This window comes from Pseudomonas simiae, assembly GCF_900111895.1.
In the GTDB taxonomy this organism is placed as follows: domain Bacteria; phylum Pseudomonadota; class Gammaproteobacteria; order Pseudomonadales; family Pseudomonadaceae; genus Aquipseudomonas; species Aquipseudomonas simiae.
Genome location: NZ_FOKB01000002.1, coordinates 824,590 through 840,100 on the forward strand (window position 1 = coordinate 824,590; position 15,511 = coordinate 840,100).

Genomic DNA, 15,511 nt, shown 5'->3' on the forward strand with positions numbered 1-15,511 from the left:
CGGCGATCAGCGCTGGATCTCTCGATCACGGTCGAGCGTGTAAGGCAGGTCGAGCAGGTGCAAACGGGGGCCTTCCGGCGTACCTACATGCACATCGCCACTATCGGCAGCTTCGGCTTGCAACACGGCCAGAAGTTCAACGGTTTGGTCAGTTTTTGCCGCAATGACCACTTCGCCGATCGCGCTGGTGTGGCTGGGCGAAAACAGCGGAGTGCCTGGCTCGGGCATTTCAGGCGCATCGAGGCTCAAGCGGTACAGGCGACGTTTGAGTTTGCCCAGGTACTGCATGCGCGCGACGATTTCCTGGCCGGTGTAGCAGCCTTTCTTGAAACTCACGCCGCCCACGGCCTGCAGGTTGAGCATCTGCGGGATGAACAGTTCGCGGGTTTGCGGCATGACCTGGCCGATGCCGGCGCGGATCTGCCCCAGCAGCCATTCATTCAGATCGGTTTGTTCAAGGGTTGCAGCCAATTGATTGCGTACGGCGTCGCCTTGCTCGGCAGGCACCCAAAGTTCAGCGCGGTCAGGGGAGACGCGGATGGCGATCAAGGTATCGTTGCGAACGACGCTGTCGGTCTCGGCGGGCAGTTCAAGGCCAAGGCTGGCCAGGGCCGGCTCCGCATGCATCAGGCCGAAGCGCACCCAGGCGGCGCTTTCGTCGGTCAGTTTGGATTTGGAGAACACGGCGTACTTCTTCAGGTCGGCCAGCTGGGGTTCCAGTAGCTCGGTGGCCATGGCCAGCACCACGCCGTCACCTTGCAGCAGGATGCGGAAGCTCGACTGCATGCGCCCTTTTTGCGTGCAGCGCGCGCCGAGGCTGGCCTGGGTATCGCTCAAGTAATTGAGGTTGCAGGTCAGTTGGCCCTGAAGGAATTTGGCGGCGTCGGCACCGCGGACGGCGAGAACGCCTTCGTGGGACAGGGGGCAGAAGAAAGCAGAGTCGGCCATGGGTCATCGCAGGTCAAAAAGTCATGGGTGCATCATAGAGGGGCGCCCGGCAAATGGATAGTTTCCGTATGGGGCGACCAAAGCCGACTGTTCCGGTGCCGTCGGCCCTGTATACTTGCCGCCTATTTGAGGAGCGCTCCATGGTCGAAGATGTAGAAATCAATCGTCTCTACTGGCACAGCCGTCGTGGCATGCTTGAGCTTGATGTGTTGCTGGTGCCTTTCACCAAAGAGGTCTACGCAACGCTCAGTAAGGTGGATCGCGACCTCTACGTCAGGCTGCTGACTTGTGAAGACCAGGACATGTTCGGCTGGTTCATGGAGCGCGCCGAATCCGAAGACCCAGAGTTGCAGCGCATGGTCAGGATGATCCTGGACCGTGTCCAGCCCAAGTAATACCTTTGAATGCCGCTGGCAGGCCTCACGGCTGTTGCTGGCGGCGTATCTCCTCGCCCAGCTGTTCGCGCTGGGTGCGTTTTTGTTTCTTGATCTGTCCTATTCAAGCCTTGGCCTGCTGGTGTGTCTGTTGCACGCCGCTTGGGTTTTGCCGCGCTTTATTCTGCTGACCCACCGTTCGTCGATTCGTGGTCTGCGCCGTGACACTGATGGTTGGCAGTTGCTCAGTGCGGAGCGGGGCTGGCACAGCGTGCAGTTGCGTCCGGACAGCCTCGCCTTGCCATTGATCGTCGTTCTGCGTTACCGGATGCAGGGCGAATGGCGGGTCCGTTCGGTGTGTGTACCCAGGGATTCGCAGGACGCCGATGTGCATCGGCGCCTGCGGGTACGCCTGAAGTTCAGCCGCCGTAGGTGGTTGGCACCAGGATAGTGTCGCGGGCCTCGGGCAGCATCTGCGGGTAGTCGAGGGTGTAATGCAGGCCGCGGCTTTCCTTGCGTTCCATGGCCGAGCGGATCATCAGCTCCGCCACCTGGGCCAGGTTGCGCAGTTCGATCAAGTCGCGGCTGACCTTGTAGTTACTGTAGAACTCGTCGATTTCATCCAACAGCAATCGCACTCGGTGCTGCGCGCGCTGCAGGCGCTTGTTGGTGCGTACGATCCCCACGTAGTCCCACATGAAGCGGCGCAGCTCGTCCCAGTTATGGGCGATGATCACGTCTTCGTCCGAATCGGTAACCTGGCTGGCGTCCCAGCGGGGCAGGGCTGCCGGCACCGGAACGCGTGGCAGTTGTTCGAGAATGTCCGCCGCCGCTGAGCGCGCATAGACGAAACATTCGAGCAGCGAGTTGCTGGCCATGCGGTTGGCGCCATGCAGGCCGGTGAAGCTGGTTTCGCCAATGGCATACAAGCCCGGTACGTCGGTGCGCCCGTGCTGGTCGACCATCACGCCGCCGCAGGTGTAGTGCGCGGCGGGCACCACGGGGATCGGGCCTTTGGTGATGTCGATGTTGAACGTCAGGCAGCGCTCGTACACGGTAGGGAAGTGCGCCTTGATAAAAGCTTCGGGTTTGTGGCTGATGTCCAGGTAGACGCAGTCGATGCCCAGGCGCTTCATTTCATGGTCGATGGCGCGGGCGACGATGTCGCGCGGGGCCAGTTCGGCGCGTGGGTCGAAGCGCTGCATGAAGCGTTCGCCGTTGGGCAGTTTCAAGTGGGCACCTTCGCCGCGCAGGGCTTCGGTGATCAGGAAACTCTTCGCCTGTGGGTGATACAGGCAAGTAGGGTGGAACTGGTTGAATTCCAGGTTGGCCACCCGGCAGCCCGAGCGCCAGGCCATGGCAATGCCATCGCCACAGGCTCCGTCGGGGTTGCTGGTATAGAGGTAGACCTTGGCTGCACCCCCCGAAGCGAGGAGGGTGAAGCGCGCGCCGTAGGTGTCGACTTCGCCGCTGGCGCGGTTGAGCACATAGGCGCCGAGGCAGCGCTCGCCGTCCAGGCCTAGGCGTTTTTCGGTGATCAGGTCGACGGCGACGCGTTGTTCCAGCAATTCGATGTTGGGGCGTTGGCGGGCTTGTTCGAGAAGCGTCTTGAAGATGGCGGCGCCGGTGGCGTCGGCAGCATGGATGATGCGGCGGTGGCTGTGGCCGCCCTCGCGGGTCAGGTGGAACTCGAAGCCGCCGTCGTCGCTCCCCGCGTGTTCATCACGGGTAAAGGGGACGCCTTGATCGATCAGCCATTGGATGGCCTCGCGGCTGTGCTCGACGGTGAAACGCACGGCCTCTTCATTGCATAGGCCACCCCCGGCATTGAGGGTGTCTTCGACGTGGGATTGCACGGTGTCGGTGTCGTCCAGCACCGCGGCGACACCGCCCTGGGCCCAGAATGTCGAGCCGTTGGCCAGGTCGCCCTTGCTCAGTACCGCAATGCGCAGGTGGCTGGGAAGGGTCAGCGCAAGGCTCAGGCCGGCCGCGCCGCTGCCGATCACCAGGACATCGTGTTGAAACTGTTGGCTCATTTGAGGGATTCCGCAAAAGCGATCCGAAGAGGTGGCGCAAACAGGACGCCTGGGTCGGCGAATCAAAGGGTCACACGGGCTACTAGTATATAGAGGGGTGGAGCGGCACAATAGCCGGGCATTCGTGGCAATGTGAGATTACGGTGCGCGGCTTGGGTAAAATCGGCAGGTTATTGAAACGGGAACTTTTTGCATGAGCCCCGACTCAATAGCAGGTTGCCCGAAAGCTGGGAAAACGTTGAGTTTATTGGCCCGTCGGGAGCATTGGACGCGTCAGAAAACCGGCGACAAGATTATTCGCGCAGTCGGCTATGCCCGTACTGCGTTTTTCGTGTGTGCCAAATCAGTGCGTGCCGGAAACTTGCTTGAAGGGGGAGAACTTTTGCGAAAAGACCGAGTCTATGTTTGCAAGCCTGATCGTTTAGTTATGCAAGCCTCCTTAAAGTACAACGAGGAGTGTTCATGCTAACCCAGGAAGAGGATCAGCAGCTGGTCGAGCGCGTCCAACGCGGCGACAAGCGAGCTTTTGATCTGCTAGTGCTGAAATACCAGCACAAAATTCTCGGGTTGATCGTGCGGTTTGTGCACGACACCCATGAAGCGCAGGACGTTGCACAGGAAGCCTTTATCAAGGCTTACCGTGCACTTGGTAACTTTCGCGGTGATAGCGCGTTTTACACGTGGCTATACCGGATCGCCATCAACACGGCGAAGAACTATCTGGTGTCTCGCGGACGCCGCCCACCGGATAGCGATGTAAGTTCAGAAGATGCAGAATTTTACGATGGTGATCACGGCCTCAAGGATCTCGAGTCGCCGGAGCGTGCATTGCTGCGCGACGAGATCGAAGGCACCGTTCATCGCACAATTCAGCAACTGCCAGAAGATTTGCGTACGGCGTTAACTTTACGTGAATTCGATGGTCTGAGTTACGAAGACATTGCGAGCGTCATGCAGTGTCCGGTGGGGACTGTAAGGTCACGGATTTTCCGGGCCCGGGAAGCCATCGATAAAGCCTTGCAACCGTTGTTGCAAGAGAACTAAAGACAGCGGCGACAGCCAAGAGAGGAACCGCCATGAGTCGTGATGCCCTGCAGGAATCGCTGTCCGCAGTGATGGATAACGAAGCGGATGAACTGGAACTTCGTCGAGTGCTCAACGCATTTGATGACGCCGAAACCCGTGATACCTGGTCTCGTTACCAAGTCGCTCGGGCGGTGATGCACAAGGATCTTCTAATCCCTCGTCTGGATATTGCTGCGGCCGTTTCTGCCGCGCTGGCTGATGAAGCCGTTCCGGCAAAAGCTGCTCGTGGACCATGGCGTAGCCTGGGTCGCCTGGCAGTTGCTGCTTCGGTGACTGTTGCGGTGTTGGCCGGTGTTCGCCTGTACAACCAGGACGAGATCGCCGGTGCCGAACTGGCCCAGCAGACTCAACAGCCGGTGATGGCAGGCCCTCAGGTCAAAGGCCCAGCGGTACTGGCCGGCTACAAGGAAAGCTCTGACACCACAGGCCCGATGGCCAACGGTGTATTGCAAGGGCAATCCGGCTGGCAGGACCAGCGTCTTCCAGGCTACCTGCGCCAACATGCACAGGAATCGGCTCTGAAGGGCACTGAAAGCGCTCTGCCTTATGCGCGTGCAGCCAGTTTGGAAAACCGCTAATCCGTAAGGAGCTCTATGCGAGCCATACCGCTCCTTACGCTTTTGCTCAGTGGTTGTTTTGCACTCCCCGCCCACGCCGACGAAGCCCAAGACTGGCTGACTCGACTTGGGCGTGCAGAGCAGCAGCAAAGCTTTCAAGGTACGTTCGTCTATGAACGTAACGGCAGTTTTTCTACCCATGACATCTGGCATCGTGTCCAGGAGGGTCAGGTCCGTGAGCGGCTCTTGCAGCTCGATGGTTCTGCCCAGGAAGTCGTGCGGCTGGATGGCCGGACCCAATGTGTCAGCGGCACTCTCGTCGCAGGCCTGGGCAACTCGCGCGATGCGCCATCCCGTGCGCTGGATCCGCAAAAACTCAAGCAATTCTACGAACTGGCCGTCATTGGCAAATCCCGCGTGGCCGGGCGTAATGCGGTGATCGTGTCGATCACGCCGCGTGACCAGTATCGCTACGGTTTTGAACTGCACCTGGATCGCGAAACCGCGCTGCCGCTCAAATCCCTTTTGCTGAATGATCAGGGGCAGTTGCTTGAGCGCTTCCAGTTCACGCGATTGAACACTTCGGTTGTGCCGGATGATCGCGATCTGCAGCCCAGTAGCGAGTGCGCACCTCTCTCCGTCGCCAATGAAAAAGCCCCCGTCGTGCAGCCTACTGAGGCGTGGCATCTGGAATGGTTGCCGCCGGGCTTTCAGCTGACCAGCACCAGCTCGCGTAAAGACACCCAGACCAAGGCGACAGTCGACAGCCTGATGTATGAGGATGGGCTGGCGCGTTTCTCAGTGTTCCTTGAGCCAATCAGCGATGCGAGTGTCACCGAAACGCGCACGCAACTGGGCCCTACGGTCGCTGTATCCCGTCGCCTCAATACAGTGGATGGCGAGATGATGGTGACGGTGGTGGGCGAAATCCCGATCGGCACTGCAGAACGTATCGCGTTGTCGGTGCGTGGTGAAAAAAAGCCAGCCGTGCAGCCGTGAGTCGTTAATCCTATGTTCATCCTGACGTTTCACTGTATTTGCATGCCAGGTTGGCTGCCGAGAGCATGAAATGTCTGGATCAGCATTTTCACTTGCAAAAATCTCTTATGTTTTTTATAGGTCAGGGCTTGTCGGCTCTGGCCTTGTTTTGTTCGCGGAACAAAGATGTCGGTCGCAGTTTTCGGCGTTTCTTGAACCCTGTCGCTCAACCCTGCTCGTCGTAACGGGAGCTGTATGTCGATACCACGTTTGAAGTCTTACCTATCCATAGTCGCCACGGTATTGGTGCTAGGTCAGGCCTTGCCCGCGCAAGCGGTCGAGTTGCCTGACTTCACCCAATTGGTTGAGCAAGCCTCGCCGGCCGTGGTGAACATCAGTACCACGCAAAAACTGCCGGAGCGCAAAGTCTCCAACCAGCAGATGCCGGACCTGGAAGGCCTGCCGCCGATGCTGCGCGAGTTCTTCGAGCGCGGCATGCCGCAACCGCGCGCCCCCCGTGGCGGTGGCGGTGGCCAGCGTGAGGCTCAGTCCCTGGGCTCGGGCTTCATCATCTCGTCGGATGGCTACATCCTTACCAACAACCACGTGATTGCAGACGCCGACGAAATTCTCGTGCGCCTGGCTGACCGTAGTGAGTTGAAAGCCAAGCTGGTGGGCACCGATCCACGTTCCGACGTGGCGCTGCTGAAAATCGAAGGCAAAGACCTGCCGGTGCTGAAGCTGGGTAAATCCCAGGACCTGAAGGCCGGGCAGTGGGTCGTTGCCATCGGTTCGCCGTTTGGTTTTGACCACACTGTGACCCAAGGTATCGTCAGCGCCATCGGCCGCAGCCTGCCGAACGAGAACTACGTGCCGTTCATCCAGACCGACGTGCCGATCAACCCGGGTAACTCGGGTGGTCCGCTGTTCAACCTGGCGGGTGAAGTGGTGGGGATCAACTCGCAGATCTACACCCGTTCCGGCGGATTCATGGGCGTGTCGTTCGCTATCCCGATCGACGTGGCGATGGACGTTTCCAACCAGCTGAAAAGCGGCGGCAAGGTTAGCCGTGGCTGGTTGGGTGTGGTGATCCAGGAAGTGAACAAAGACCTGGCGGAGTCCTTCGGTCTCGACAAGCCGGCCGGTGCCCTGGTCGCGCAGATCCAGGACGACGGCCCTGCTGCCAAAGGCGGCCTGCATGTCGGCGACGTGATCCTGAGCATGAATGGCCAGCCGATCGTCATGTCGGCCGACCTGCCACACCTGGTGGGCGCACTCAAGGCCGGCAGCAAGGCCAAGCTGGAAGTGATCCGTGAAGGCAAGCGCCAGACCGTTGAACTTACGGTCGGTGCCATCCCTGAGGAGGGCGCAACCCTGGATGCCCTGGGCAACACCAAGCCAGGTGCCGAGCGTAGCAGCAACCGCCTGGGCATTGCCGTGGCTGAGTTGACCGCTGAGCAGAAGAAGACCTTCGACCTCAAGAGTGGCGTGGTGATCAAGGAAGTGCAGGACGGCCCTGCCTCTCTGATCGGCCTGCAGCCGGGTGACGTGATTACCCACCTGAATAACCAGGCCATCGACAGCACCAAGCAGTTCACCGACATCGCCAAGGCGTTGCCGAAGAATCGTTCGGTGTCGATGCGAGTGCTGCGTCAGGGGCGTGCAAGCTTCATTACGTTCAAGCTCGCCGAGTAAGTCGGTAGAAACAAAAAGCCCCGCCTTCGTTGAATGAAGGCGGGGCTTTTTTGTGGGCGATGGAGTTAGCTCATCATCCCTTTGACCAGGCGTTCCTGTTCGATCAGCTCGCGTTGACGGGCGTCGATCCGCGAAGACAACGGGAAGTTGTTGCCGGCGCGACGCTTGGCGAAATCCAACTGCTGGATGGCCTGCTGGAAATCCCCCACCAGCGCAAAGTACTCGGCGCGGGCTTGGTGCAGGCCGATAATGTTGCCGGACAAGCCGCGTGTCTCTGCGACCTGGTACCACACGTCAGGGTCGTCCGGACGAGATTTGAGCAAGCTGTCCAACGCCTTTTCCGCATCGGCGGTACGGTTCTGCTTGAGCAGAAGATCCACGCGTATCTGATTCAGCGGGTAGTTGCCCGGATACTGAGTCAGCATCTTGTCCGTACGTTGCTGGGCGTCAGGCAAGCGGCCGTTGTCAATGTCCAGCTGGATCTGCGCCAGGTTGTAAGTGATGTCGTTGGGTGTCTTCGCAAGCAGGGGCGCCAGGTTTTCCCGTGCCTGTTTGAACTGGGAGCCCTTGATCTGGGCAATGGCCAGGCCATAGCGCGCCACATCGTTCTTCGGGTTTTCGTCCAACTGCGCCTGGAAGCGTTTGGCGGCGAGGCCGGAGGTGTCTTCGTACTGCAGCTGCACCCGTGCGCGGATCAGTTGATAGCGCAGGCTGTCTTCCTTGCCGCCGGTTTTGGCTTGCTCGGCGCGGTTGCGGGTGTCGGCGATTCGCGATTCGGTCACCGGGTGCGTCAGCAGGAATTCCGGCGGCTTGGCGTCGAAGCGGTATTGACGCATCAGGCGTTCGAACATGGTCGGCATGGAGCGCGGATCGTAACCGGCTTTTTCGAGGTTGAGGATGCCGATGCGGTCAGCCTCTTGCTCGTTCTGACGCGAGAACCGGCGCTGTTCCTGGATCGCAGCCGCCTGGGTGCCGGCAATAGCGGCAATACCAGCGTCACCCGCGCCAGCTGCTGCGGCAATGATGCCGCCCAGCAGCGCGGCCATCATCGGGAGTTGCATGCGCTGTTGGGCTTCCACGCCACGGGCGAAGTGGCGTTGGGACAAGTGCGCCAATTCGTGCGCCAGTACCGAGGCATATTCCCCTTCGGTCTGGGCATTGAGGAACAGGCCGCCGTTGACCCCGACAATCCCGCCGGGCGCGGCGAAAGCGTTCAGTTGCGGGCTGTTGATCAGGATGAACTCCAGGCGCCGGTCGTTGACCTGGCTGGTCTCCACCAACTTGTAGACGCTGGTTTCGACGTAATCCTTGAGCTGCGGGTCGTTGAGTTGCGAGACCTGGCCCCGCAGGTACGCCAGCCAGGCGCGACCCAACTGGTATTCCTGTTGTGGCGAGACAATGGCAGAACTGGCGTCGCCGAGTGACGGCAGGTCGTCAGCGAAGCCTGGGGAGGCCAGCAGGCAAGCCAGCGTCAGCAGGGTGGGGCGCAAAAAAGTCATGCACAGAGCCTTTCGACAAAGAGCTTACTGTAGCCGGACACTGAGCTTCGGACCAGATATTCTAAGCATCCCCAATGCTTGCCCGGAGTAAACCATGATCGATGCTGTCGCCTTTGATGCCGAACTCGATGCCAGCGGCCTCAATTGCCCGTTACCCTTGCTCAAGGCCAAGCTGGAACTCAATCGTCTGGCCAGTGGCGCAGTGCTCAAGGTGATCGCCACGGACGCGGGCTCCCAGCGTGACTTCCGCACCTTTGCCAAGCTGGCCGGCCACACGCTGTTGCATGAAGAAGACGCCGCCGGTGTTTACCGTTACTGGTTGCGCAAGGCCTGAACCGTTCGCTCCACCACCCGAGGTTGATTGATGTTCAAAGTGTTACGAGACTGGATCCAGCGCTACTTCTCCGACGAGGAGGCCGTGGTACTGGCGGTCCTGCTGTTTCTGGCCTTCACGGCCGTGCTCACCTTGGGCGGCATGCTGGCGCCGGTATTGGCTGGGATGGTACTGGCGTATCTGATGCAAGGTTTGGTCACCACGCTGGAGCGTTTGCGCCTGCCGGGCGGAGCCGCCGTGGGGCTGGTATTCGCCTTGTTCATGGGGCTGCTGGTGCTGTTTATCGTGGTGGTATTACCGCTGTTGTGGCATCAGTTGATCACGCTGTTCAACGAGCTGCCGGGCATGCTCGCCAAGTGGCAATCGCTGTTGCTGCTGTTGCCGGAGCGCTACCCGCACCTGGTGTCGGACGAACAGGTGTTGCAGGCCATCGAAGCGGCGCGCGGCGAGATCGGAAAGTTCGGGCAATGGGCGCTGACCTTTTCCCTGTCCAGCCTGCCGCTGCTGGTCAATATCATGATCTACCTGGTGCTGGTGCCGATCCTGGTGTTCTTCTTCCTCAAGGACCGCGTCATGATCGGCCGCTGGGTACGTGGCTATCTGCCACGCGAGCGTGCACTGATTACCCGGGTGGCCGAGGAAATGAATCGGCAGATCGCCAACTACATTCGCGGCAAGGTCATCGAGATCATTATCTGCGGCGGCGTGACCTACATCGCCTTTATTGCCCTGGACCTGAACTACGCGGCCTTGCTGGCGTTGCTGGTAGGTATTTCGGTGGTGGTGCCGTATGTCGGCGCGGTGGTGGTGACTGTGCCGGTGGCGCTGATTGCGCTGTTCCAGTGGGGCTGGAGTGACCAGTTCATCTATTTGATGGCGGTGTACGGGATCATCCAGACGCTGGATGGCAACGTGCTGGTGCCGCTGCTGTTCTCGGAGGCCGTCAACCTGCACCCGGTGGCGATCATCTGCGCGGTGTTGTTATTCGGTGGGCTGTGGGGGTTCTGGGGGGTGTTCTTTGCGATCCCGCTGGCGACGCTGTTCAAGGCGGTGCTGGATGCGTGGCCACGGCAGGAGCCAGTGGTGGCGCCGTTGCTGTGATTTTTTGTGGTTGAGCGGGGCAAACCCGCTCACCACAAGAGCTCGCTGTGTTCAGCCTTTGCTCAGCGCCTGCGCTGCCGCCAGGACGGCATCCACATGCCCCGGCACCTTTACGCCACGCCATTCCTGACGCAACACACCCTCCTTGTCGATCAGGAAGGTGCTGCGATCCACGCCCAGGTATTCCTTGCCGTACAGCTTCTTCAACTTGATCACGTCGAACAGTTGGCAGACCGCCTCGTCCTTGTCGCTGATCAGCTCGAAGGGGAATGCCTGCTTGCCCTTGAAGTTCTCGTGAGACTTCACGCTGTCCCGCGACACGCCAAACACTTCGGTGTTAGCCGCTTTGAATGCTGCGTATTGGTCGCGAAAGCCCTGGCCTTCGGTGGTGCAGCCTGGCGTGCTGTCCTTCGGGTAGAAGTAGATCACCACTTGCTTGCCCTTGAGGGCAGCGAGGCTGAAGGTCTGGCCGCTGGTGGCCTGGGCTTCGAAATCGGCTACGGGTTTGTCGATGACTACCGCCATGAAAACTTCCTTACATTGGGTTCTGTGGGCGCCATGGCTCGATCAAGGCGTCGAGGTTCAGGGCATCGGCGAAATCCAGGAACTGGTCGCGCAGCCAGCTGATCTGCACGCCAGCCGGCAACGTCACGGTGAACGTTGCGTTCAGCATGGTGCCGCCGGTTTGCGGGGCCTGGTAGGTGTCGCAGGTCAGGTTCTCCAGCTCGACGTTGTGGTCGATGAAGAACTGGCACAGTTCGTTGACGATGTCCGAACGGTAGGCGGAACTGACATACGCTACATAAGGCAGGGCTTGGGGACGATTCTCCAGGGCGGCGCTGCGCACCACATTGACGGTGAAGTCGTGCTTTTTAGCCAGGCCTGGCAGGCCGGTCTCCAGGCGCGCCAGGGCATCCCAGGTGCCGGAGATCTGCAGGACCAACGCGCTGCACTCGCCATGGCGGGTGAGGCGGGAGGTCACGACGGCGCAGCGGTTTTCATGGCTGGCGCGGCACAGGACGTTGGTCAGCTCCATGGGGTTGGCGCCGAGGGCACTGATAACAAGGAATTGTTCGCGAACTGTGGGGGTGGACATGCAGCCTTCCTAAAACGATGAGCGGTCGATACTGTGCGGGCTGTATCGATCAAAGGATGAAGGGTAGCGAAAACCGTCGCCAAGGGATAGGAGGTGGCGTTTTCATTGCGTGATCGGCTCGATTTCATCGTGCTTCTGGGCAGGCTTTGGCCCAATGATGGCATTGCCCGTCGTTTAGTTGCGCCAGAACGCATCCTCAGGCGGTACTTCGCTTGTGCAAGCATCTTGGCGCCAGTACCATTACGGCTCTCTTTTTCCGGCAGGAGCGGTTGCATGATTGCGGGCAGTATGGTGGCACTGGTCACACCCATGGATGCACAAGGTCATCTCGACTGGGACAGCCTGGGCAAACTGGTGGACTTCCACCTGCAAGAAGGCACCAACGCCATCGTGGCGGTCGGCACCACCGGTGAATCGGCCACCCTCGATGTGGAAGAACACATCCAGGTGATCGAATTCGTGGTCAAGCGTGTCGCGGGCCGTATCGCCGTGATCGCCGGTACGGGCGCCAACTCGACGCGAGAAGCGATCGAGCTGACCAAAAACGCCAAGAAAGCCGGCGCCGATGCCTGCCTGCTGGTGACCCCGTACTACAACAAGCCGACCCAGGAAGGCTTGTACCAGCACTTCCGCGCGATTGCCGAAGCGGTCGATATTCCGCAGATCCTCTATAACGTGCCGGGTCGCACCGCGTGCGACATGCAGGCCGCGACCGTGATCCGCCTGTCCACCGTGCCGAACATCATCGGTATCAAGGAAGCCACTGGCGACCTGCAACGCGCCAAGGACATCCTGGCCGGCGTGAGCAGCGATTTCCTGGTGTATTCCGGTGACGACGCCACCGCTGTCGAGCTGATCCTGCTGGGCGGCAAGGGCAACATCTCCGTGACCGCCAACGTGGCCCCGCGGGCCATGAGCGAAATGTGCGCCGCCGCCATTGCCGGCGACGCCGTGACCGCCCGTGCGATCCACGAGAAGCTGATGCCGCTCAACAAGACACTGTTTATCGAATCCAACCCTATTCCCGTGAAATGGGCGCTGACTGAAATGGGCATGATGCCGGACGGTATCCGTCTGCCGCTCACCCGTCTCAGCGAAGCCTGTCACGAACCGCTGCGACAGGCCCTGCGCCAGTCCGGCGTCCTGGTTTAATTGAGGAAGCACTACGCATGAAGCGATTGGCCGGACTTTCCGCACTTGCCTTGATTATCTCCAGCACCAGTGGCTGCGGTTGGATCTGGGGCCCGGAAGGCTACTTCCGTGACCGCGGTAGCGATTACCTGGAAGCACAACCTACCAAACCTATGGAGCTGCCGCCGGGCGTCAACGTCGCCAAGCGACTTGACCCGTTGCTGCCGATTCCGCGCAATGTCGCCGACGACACCGCCAAGGGTGAGTACGTGGTGCCGCGTCCACAGCCGATCTCGGCCGTGGCGGATGCCAGCGACTACAGTCTGCAGAAGAGTGGTGACTCCCGCTGGATCGTGGCTCAGCGCCCACCTGCCGAAGTCTGGCCAGTGGCCGTGCAGTTCTTCCAGGACAACGGCTTCCGCATCGACGAGCAGCGCCCGCAGACCGGTGAATTCACCACCGCATGGCAGCAGGGCAGCGAACTGTCCGCCACCATGGCCAAGCGCCTGCAGGCCGGTGGTGTAGCCGCCGACAGCGAGGCCCGTGTGCGCGTGCGCATCGAGCCAGGCGTGCAGCGTAATACCAGTGAAGTCTATGTGGTCAGCGCCGAGCGTCCGGCCGGCAGCACCGCCAACGTTGATTTCACCAACCGTTCGGTCAACACCGGTGTCGACTCGGCACTGGTCGACGAGATGCTGGCCAGCATGAGCCGTATCTCCGAGAAGGGCGGTTCGGTTTCCCTGCTCGCCGCACGTGATTACGACACCCCAAGCCGCGTCAGCCTCACCGAAGATGGCAGCGGCAACGTGGTGTTGAACCTGGGTGAAGACCTCGACCGTGCCTGGGCCAGCGTTGGCCGTGCATTGGAACAGGGCCCTTGGCGTGTAGAAGACATCAACCGCAGTCTGGGCCTGTACTACATCAACGTGGCTGAAAAAGCCGAGCGCAAAGACGACGAGCCAGGTTTCTTCGGCAAGCTGTTCGGCAGCAAACCGACCAAGGAAGAGATCGAGACCCGCGCCGAGCGTTATCAGGTTCGTTTGAGCAAGGTAGGCGAAAGCGTGCAGGTCACCGTCGAGAAGAACATCAACACCGTTGCGCCCGCTGAAACAGCGCGCAAAGTGTTGGGCGTGATTCAAGACAACCTGGGCTGATCCGGTGCGTTTTGCCGTTCTCGGCAGCGGTAGCCAAGGGAACGGTACGCTGGTCGCCCACGACGACACGTACGTGCTGGTGGATTGTGGTTTCTCGTTACGGGAAACCGAGCGGCGCCTGCTGCGACTGGGGGTTCACCCCGCGCAGCTGAGCGCGATTCTGGTGACCCACGAACATGCCGACCACGTGCATGGCGTGGGTTTGCTGTCTCGGCGCTACAATCTCCCGGTGTACCTCAGTCGCGGTACCTTGCGCGGGATGCGCAAACCCATCGAACCTGCAGGTTTCCTGGCTGGTGGCGAGACGCTGCAGATTGGTGCGTTGAGCATCAATGTGATTGCCGTAGCGCACGACGCCCAGGAGCCGACGCAGTACGTATTCAGTGACGGTGAGCGGCGTTTCGGCGTGCTCACCGACCTGGGTTCCTACTGCTCAAAGGTGCTGGACGGTTACCGTGACCTGGATGCATTGATGATCGAGTCCAACCACTGCCGAGACCTGCTGGCGCGTGGTCATTACCCGTACTTTCTCAAGCAACGGGTGGGCGGCGAGCTGGGGCATTTGAACAACCACCAGGCGGCGTACCTGGTGTATGAGTTGGGCTGGCAAGACTTGCAACACCTGGTCCTGGCCCACCTGAGCAGCAAGAACAACCTGCCGCAGCTGGCCCGGCAATGTTTTGTCGACACCCTCGGGTGCGACCCGGACTGGCTGCAACTGGCCGATCAAGATTCAGGGCTCGATTGGCGACACATCGCCTAGCCCACCATTTAGCAAGCGGAGCCCATCATGGAAAAACGTGAAGAACTCTACCGCGGCAAAGCCAAGTCGGTGTACAAGACCGACGACGCCAACCGCCTGATCCTGCTGTTTCGCAACGACACCTCGGCGTTCGACGGCAAGCGCATCGAACAACTTGATCGCAAAGGCATGGTGAACAACAAGTTCAACGCCTTCATCATGCAGAAGCTCGAAGCGGCCGGCATTCCGACCCAATTCGACAAACTGCTGGGCGACAACGAGTGCCTGGTCAAGAAGCTCGACATGATCCCGGTTGAATGCGTCGTGCGTAACTACGCGGCCGGCAGCCTGGTCAAGCGTTTGGGCGTGGAAGAGGGCCTCAAGCTCAACCCTTACACCTTTGAACTGTTCCTGAAGGACGACGCCAAGGGCGACCCGTTCATCAACGAATCCCACGTCGTGGCATTCGGCTGGGGCACCGCTGAGCAACTGGCGCGCATGAAGGAGTTGTCCCTCAAGGTCAACGACGTGCTGAGCAAGCTGTTCGACGACGCTGGCCTGCTGCTGGTGGACTTCAAGCTCGAATTCGGGGTCTTCCACGACGGCTCCATCGTCCTGGGCGACGAATTCAGTCCTGATGGCTGCCGCCTGTGGGACAAAGACACCAAGAAGAAGATGGACAAGGACCGCTTCCGCCAGGGCCTCGGTGACGTCATCGAAGCCTACGAAGAAGTCGCCAACCGTCTGGGCGTACCGCTTTAATCGACGCAAGCATCTGAT

17 protein-coding genes are annotated in these 15,511 nt (G+C 60.2%); 12 read left to right on the forward strand and 5 right to left on the reverse strand.

The genetic code is table 11. The annotated features are described in order from the left end of the window. Positions 1–6: 6 nt before the first annotated feature. Positions 7–948 (reverse strand): CAF17-like 4Fe-4S cluster assembly/insertion protein YgfZ, encoded by a 942-nt coding sequence (gene ygfZ, locus BMZ57_RS09755; RefSeq protein ID WP_069672319.1) that lies wholly within the window; start codon positions 946–948, stop codon positions 7–9. A gap of 140 nt (positions 949–1,088) precedes the next feature. Between ygfZ and BMZ57_RS09760 the strand changes: the two genes are divergently transcribed. Beyond that, complete coding sequence (locus BMZ57_RS09760) at positions 1,089–1,343, forward strand: FAD assembly factor SdhE (protein ID WP_044286766.1); 255 nt, start codon at positions 1,089–1,091, stop codon at positions 1,341–1,343. After that, positions 1,327–1,773 carry a protein YgfX gene (locus tag BMZ57_RS09765; RefSeq protein WP_069672318.1) on the forward strand — a complete coding sequence of 149 codons (447 nt, stop codon included), beginning with the start codon at positions 1,327–1,329 and terminating at the stop codon, positions 1,771–1,773. Before BMZ57_RS09760 ends, BMZ57_RS09765 begins: the two co-directional genes overlap by 17 nt. Here the strand turns inward: BMZ57_RS09765 and nadB are convergent. Further along, positions 1,742–3,358, reverse strand: coding sequence for an L-aspartate oxidase (gene nadB, locus BMZ57_RS09770; RefSeq protein WP_021491034.1), 1,617 nt, complete (start codon positions 3,356–3,358; stop codon positions 1,742–1,744). The genes BMZ57_RS09765 and nadB overlap by 32 nt on opposite strands. Before the next feature lie 462 nt (positions 3,359–3,820). Here nadB and rpoE point away from each other — a divergent pair, with 462 nt between their 5' ends. From rpoE to BMZ57_RS09790, 4 genes are all read left to right on the forward strand, one after another. Continuing rightward, positions 3,821–4,402, forward strand: a complete 582-nt coding sequence (rpoE, locus tag BMZ57_RS09775) for an RNA polymerase sigma factor RpoE/AlgU (RefSeq protein WP_003172477.1) — start codon at positions 3,821–3,823, stop codon at positions 4,400–4,402. Between the two features lie 32 nt (positions 4,403–4,434). Continuing rightward, positions 4,435–5,022 (forward strand): sigma-E factor negative regulatory protein, encoded by a 588-nt coding sequence (locus BMZ57_RS09780; RefSeq protein WP_003172479.1) that lies wholly within the window; start codon positions 4,435–4,437, stop codon positions 5,020–5,022. 15 nt (positions 5,023–5,037) lie between these two features. Beyond that, positions 5,038–6,000 carry a MucB/RseB C-terminal domain-containing protein gene (locus BMZ57_RS09785; protein ID WP_010212204.1) on the forward strand — a complete coding sequence of 321 codons (963 nt, stop codon included), beginning with the start codon at positions 5,038–5,040 and terminating at the stop codon, positions 5,998–6,000. 234 nt (positions 6,001–6,234) lie between these two features. Then, a complete protein-coding gene (locus BMZ57_RS09790) occupies positions 6,235–7,674 on the forward strand; it encodes a DegQ family serine endoprotease (protein ID WP_010212202.1) in 1,440 nt (479 codons plus the stop codon). A 65-nt stretch (positions 7,675–7,739) separates the two neighbouring features. Here the strand turns inward: BMZ57_RS09790 and BMZ57_RS09795 are convergent, their stop codons facing one another. Next, a complete protein-coding gene (locus BMZ57_RS09795) occupies positions 7,740–9,173 on the reverse strand; it encodes a M48 family metalloprotease (protein WP_010212199.1) in 1,434 nt (477 codons plus the stop codon). Positions 9,174–9,267: 94 nt separating this feature from the next. On the opposite strand from BMZ57_RS09795, the gene BMZ57_RS09800 reads away from it, so the two are divergent. Beyond that, positions 9,268–9,507 (forward strand): sulfurtransferase TusA family protein, encoded by a 240-nt coding sequence (locus BMZ57_RS09800; protein WP_021491033.1) that lies wholly within the window; start codon positions 9,268–9,270, stop codon positions 9,505–9,507. 30 nt (positions 9,508–9,537) lie between these two features. Then, entirely contained in the window at positions 9,538–10,608 is a 1,071-nt protein-coding gene (locus tag BMZ57_RS09805) for an AI-2E family transporter (RefSeq protein ID WP_010212197.1), read from the forward strand. A gap of 51 nt (positions 10,609–10,659) precedes the next feature. Here BMZ57_RS09805 and BMZ57_RS09810 read toward each other — a convergent pair whose 3' ends face one another. Then, on the reverse strand, positions 10,660–11,133 hold the full coding sequence (locus tag BMZ57_RS09810) for a peroxiredoxin (protein ID WP_010212196.1): 474 nt from the start codon (positions 11,131–11,133) through the stop codon (positions 10,660–10,662). A 10-nt stretch (positions 11,134–11,143) separates the two neighbouring features. Then, positions 11,144–11,704 carry a glycine cleavage system transcriptional repressor gene (locus BMZ57_RS09815; protein WP_003172487.1) on the reverse strand — a complete coding sequence of 187 codons (561 nt, stop codon included), beginning with the start codon at positions 11,702–11,704 and terminating at the stop codon, positions 11,144–11,146. Positions 11,705–11,977: 273 nt separating this feature from the next. On the opposite strand from BMZ57_RS09815, the gene dapA reads away from it, so the two are divergent. The 4 genes from dapA to purC are packed head-to-tail and all read left to right on the forward strand — an operon-like array spanning position 11,978 to position 15,493. Next, positions 11,978–12,856, forward strand: coding sequence for a 4-hydroxy-tetrahydrodipicolinate synthase (gene dapA, locus BMZ57_RS09820; protein ID WP_010212195.1), 879 nt, complete (start codon positions 11,978–11,980; stop codon positions 12,854–12,856). Positions 12,857–12,873: 17 nt separating this feature from the next. Beyond that, positions 12,874–13,989: an NlpB/DapX family lipoprotein gene (gene bamC, locus BMZ57_RS09825; protein ID WP_010212194.1), complete on the forward strand. Its 1,116-nt coding sequence runs from the start codon at positions 12,874–12,876 to the stop codon at positions 13,987–13,989. Between the two features lie 4 nt (positions 13,990–13,993). After that, positions 13,994–14,752 (forward strand): MBL fold metallo-hydrolase, encoded by a 759-nt coding sequence (locus BMZ57_RS09830; protein ID WP_021491032.1) that lies wholly within the window; start codon positions 13,994–13,996, stop codon positions 14,750–14,752. Between the two features lie 27 nt (positions 14,753–14,779). Next, positions 14,780–15,493 (forward strand): phosphoribosylaminoimidazolesuccinocarboxamide synthase, encoded by a 714-nt coding sequence (gene purC / locus BMZ57_RS09835; protein WP_010212191.1) that lies wholly within the window; start codon positions 14,780–14,782, stop codon positions 15,491–15,493. Positions 15,494–15,511: the final 18 nt, after the last annotated feature.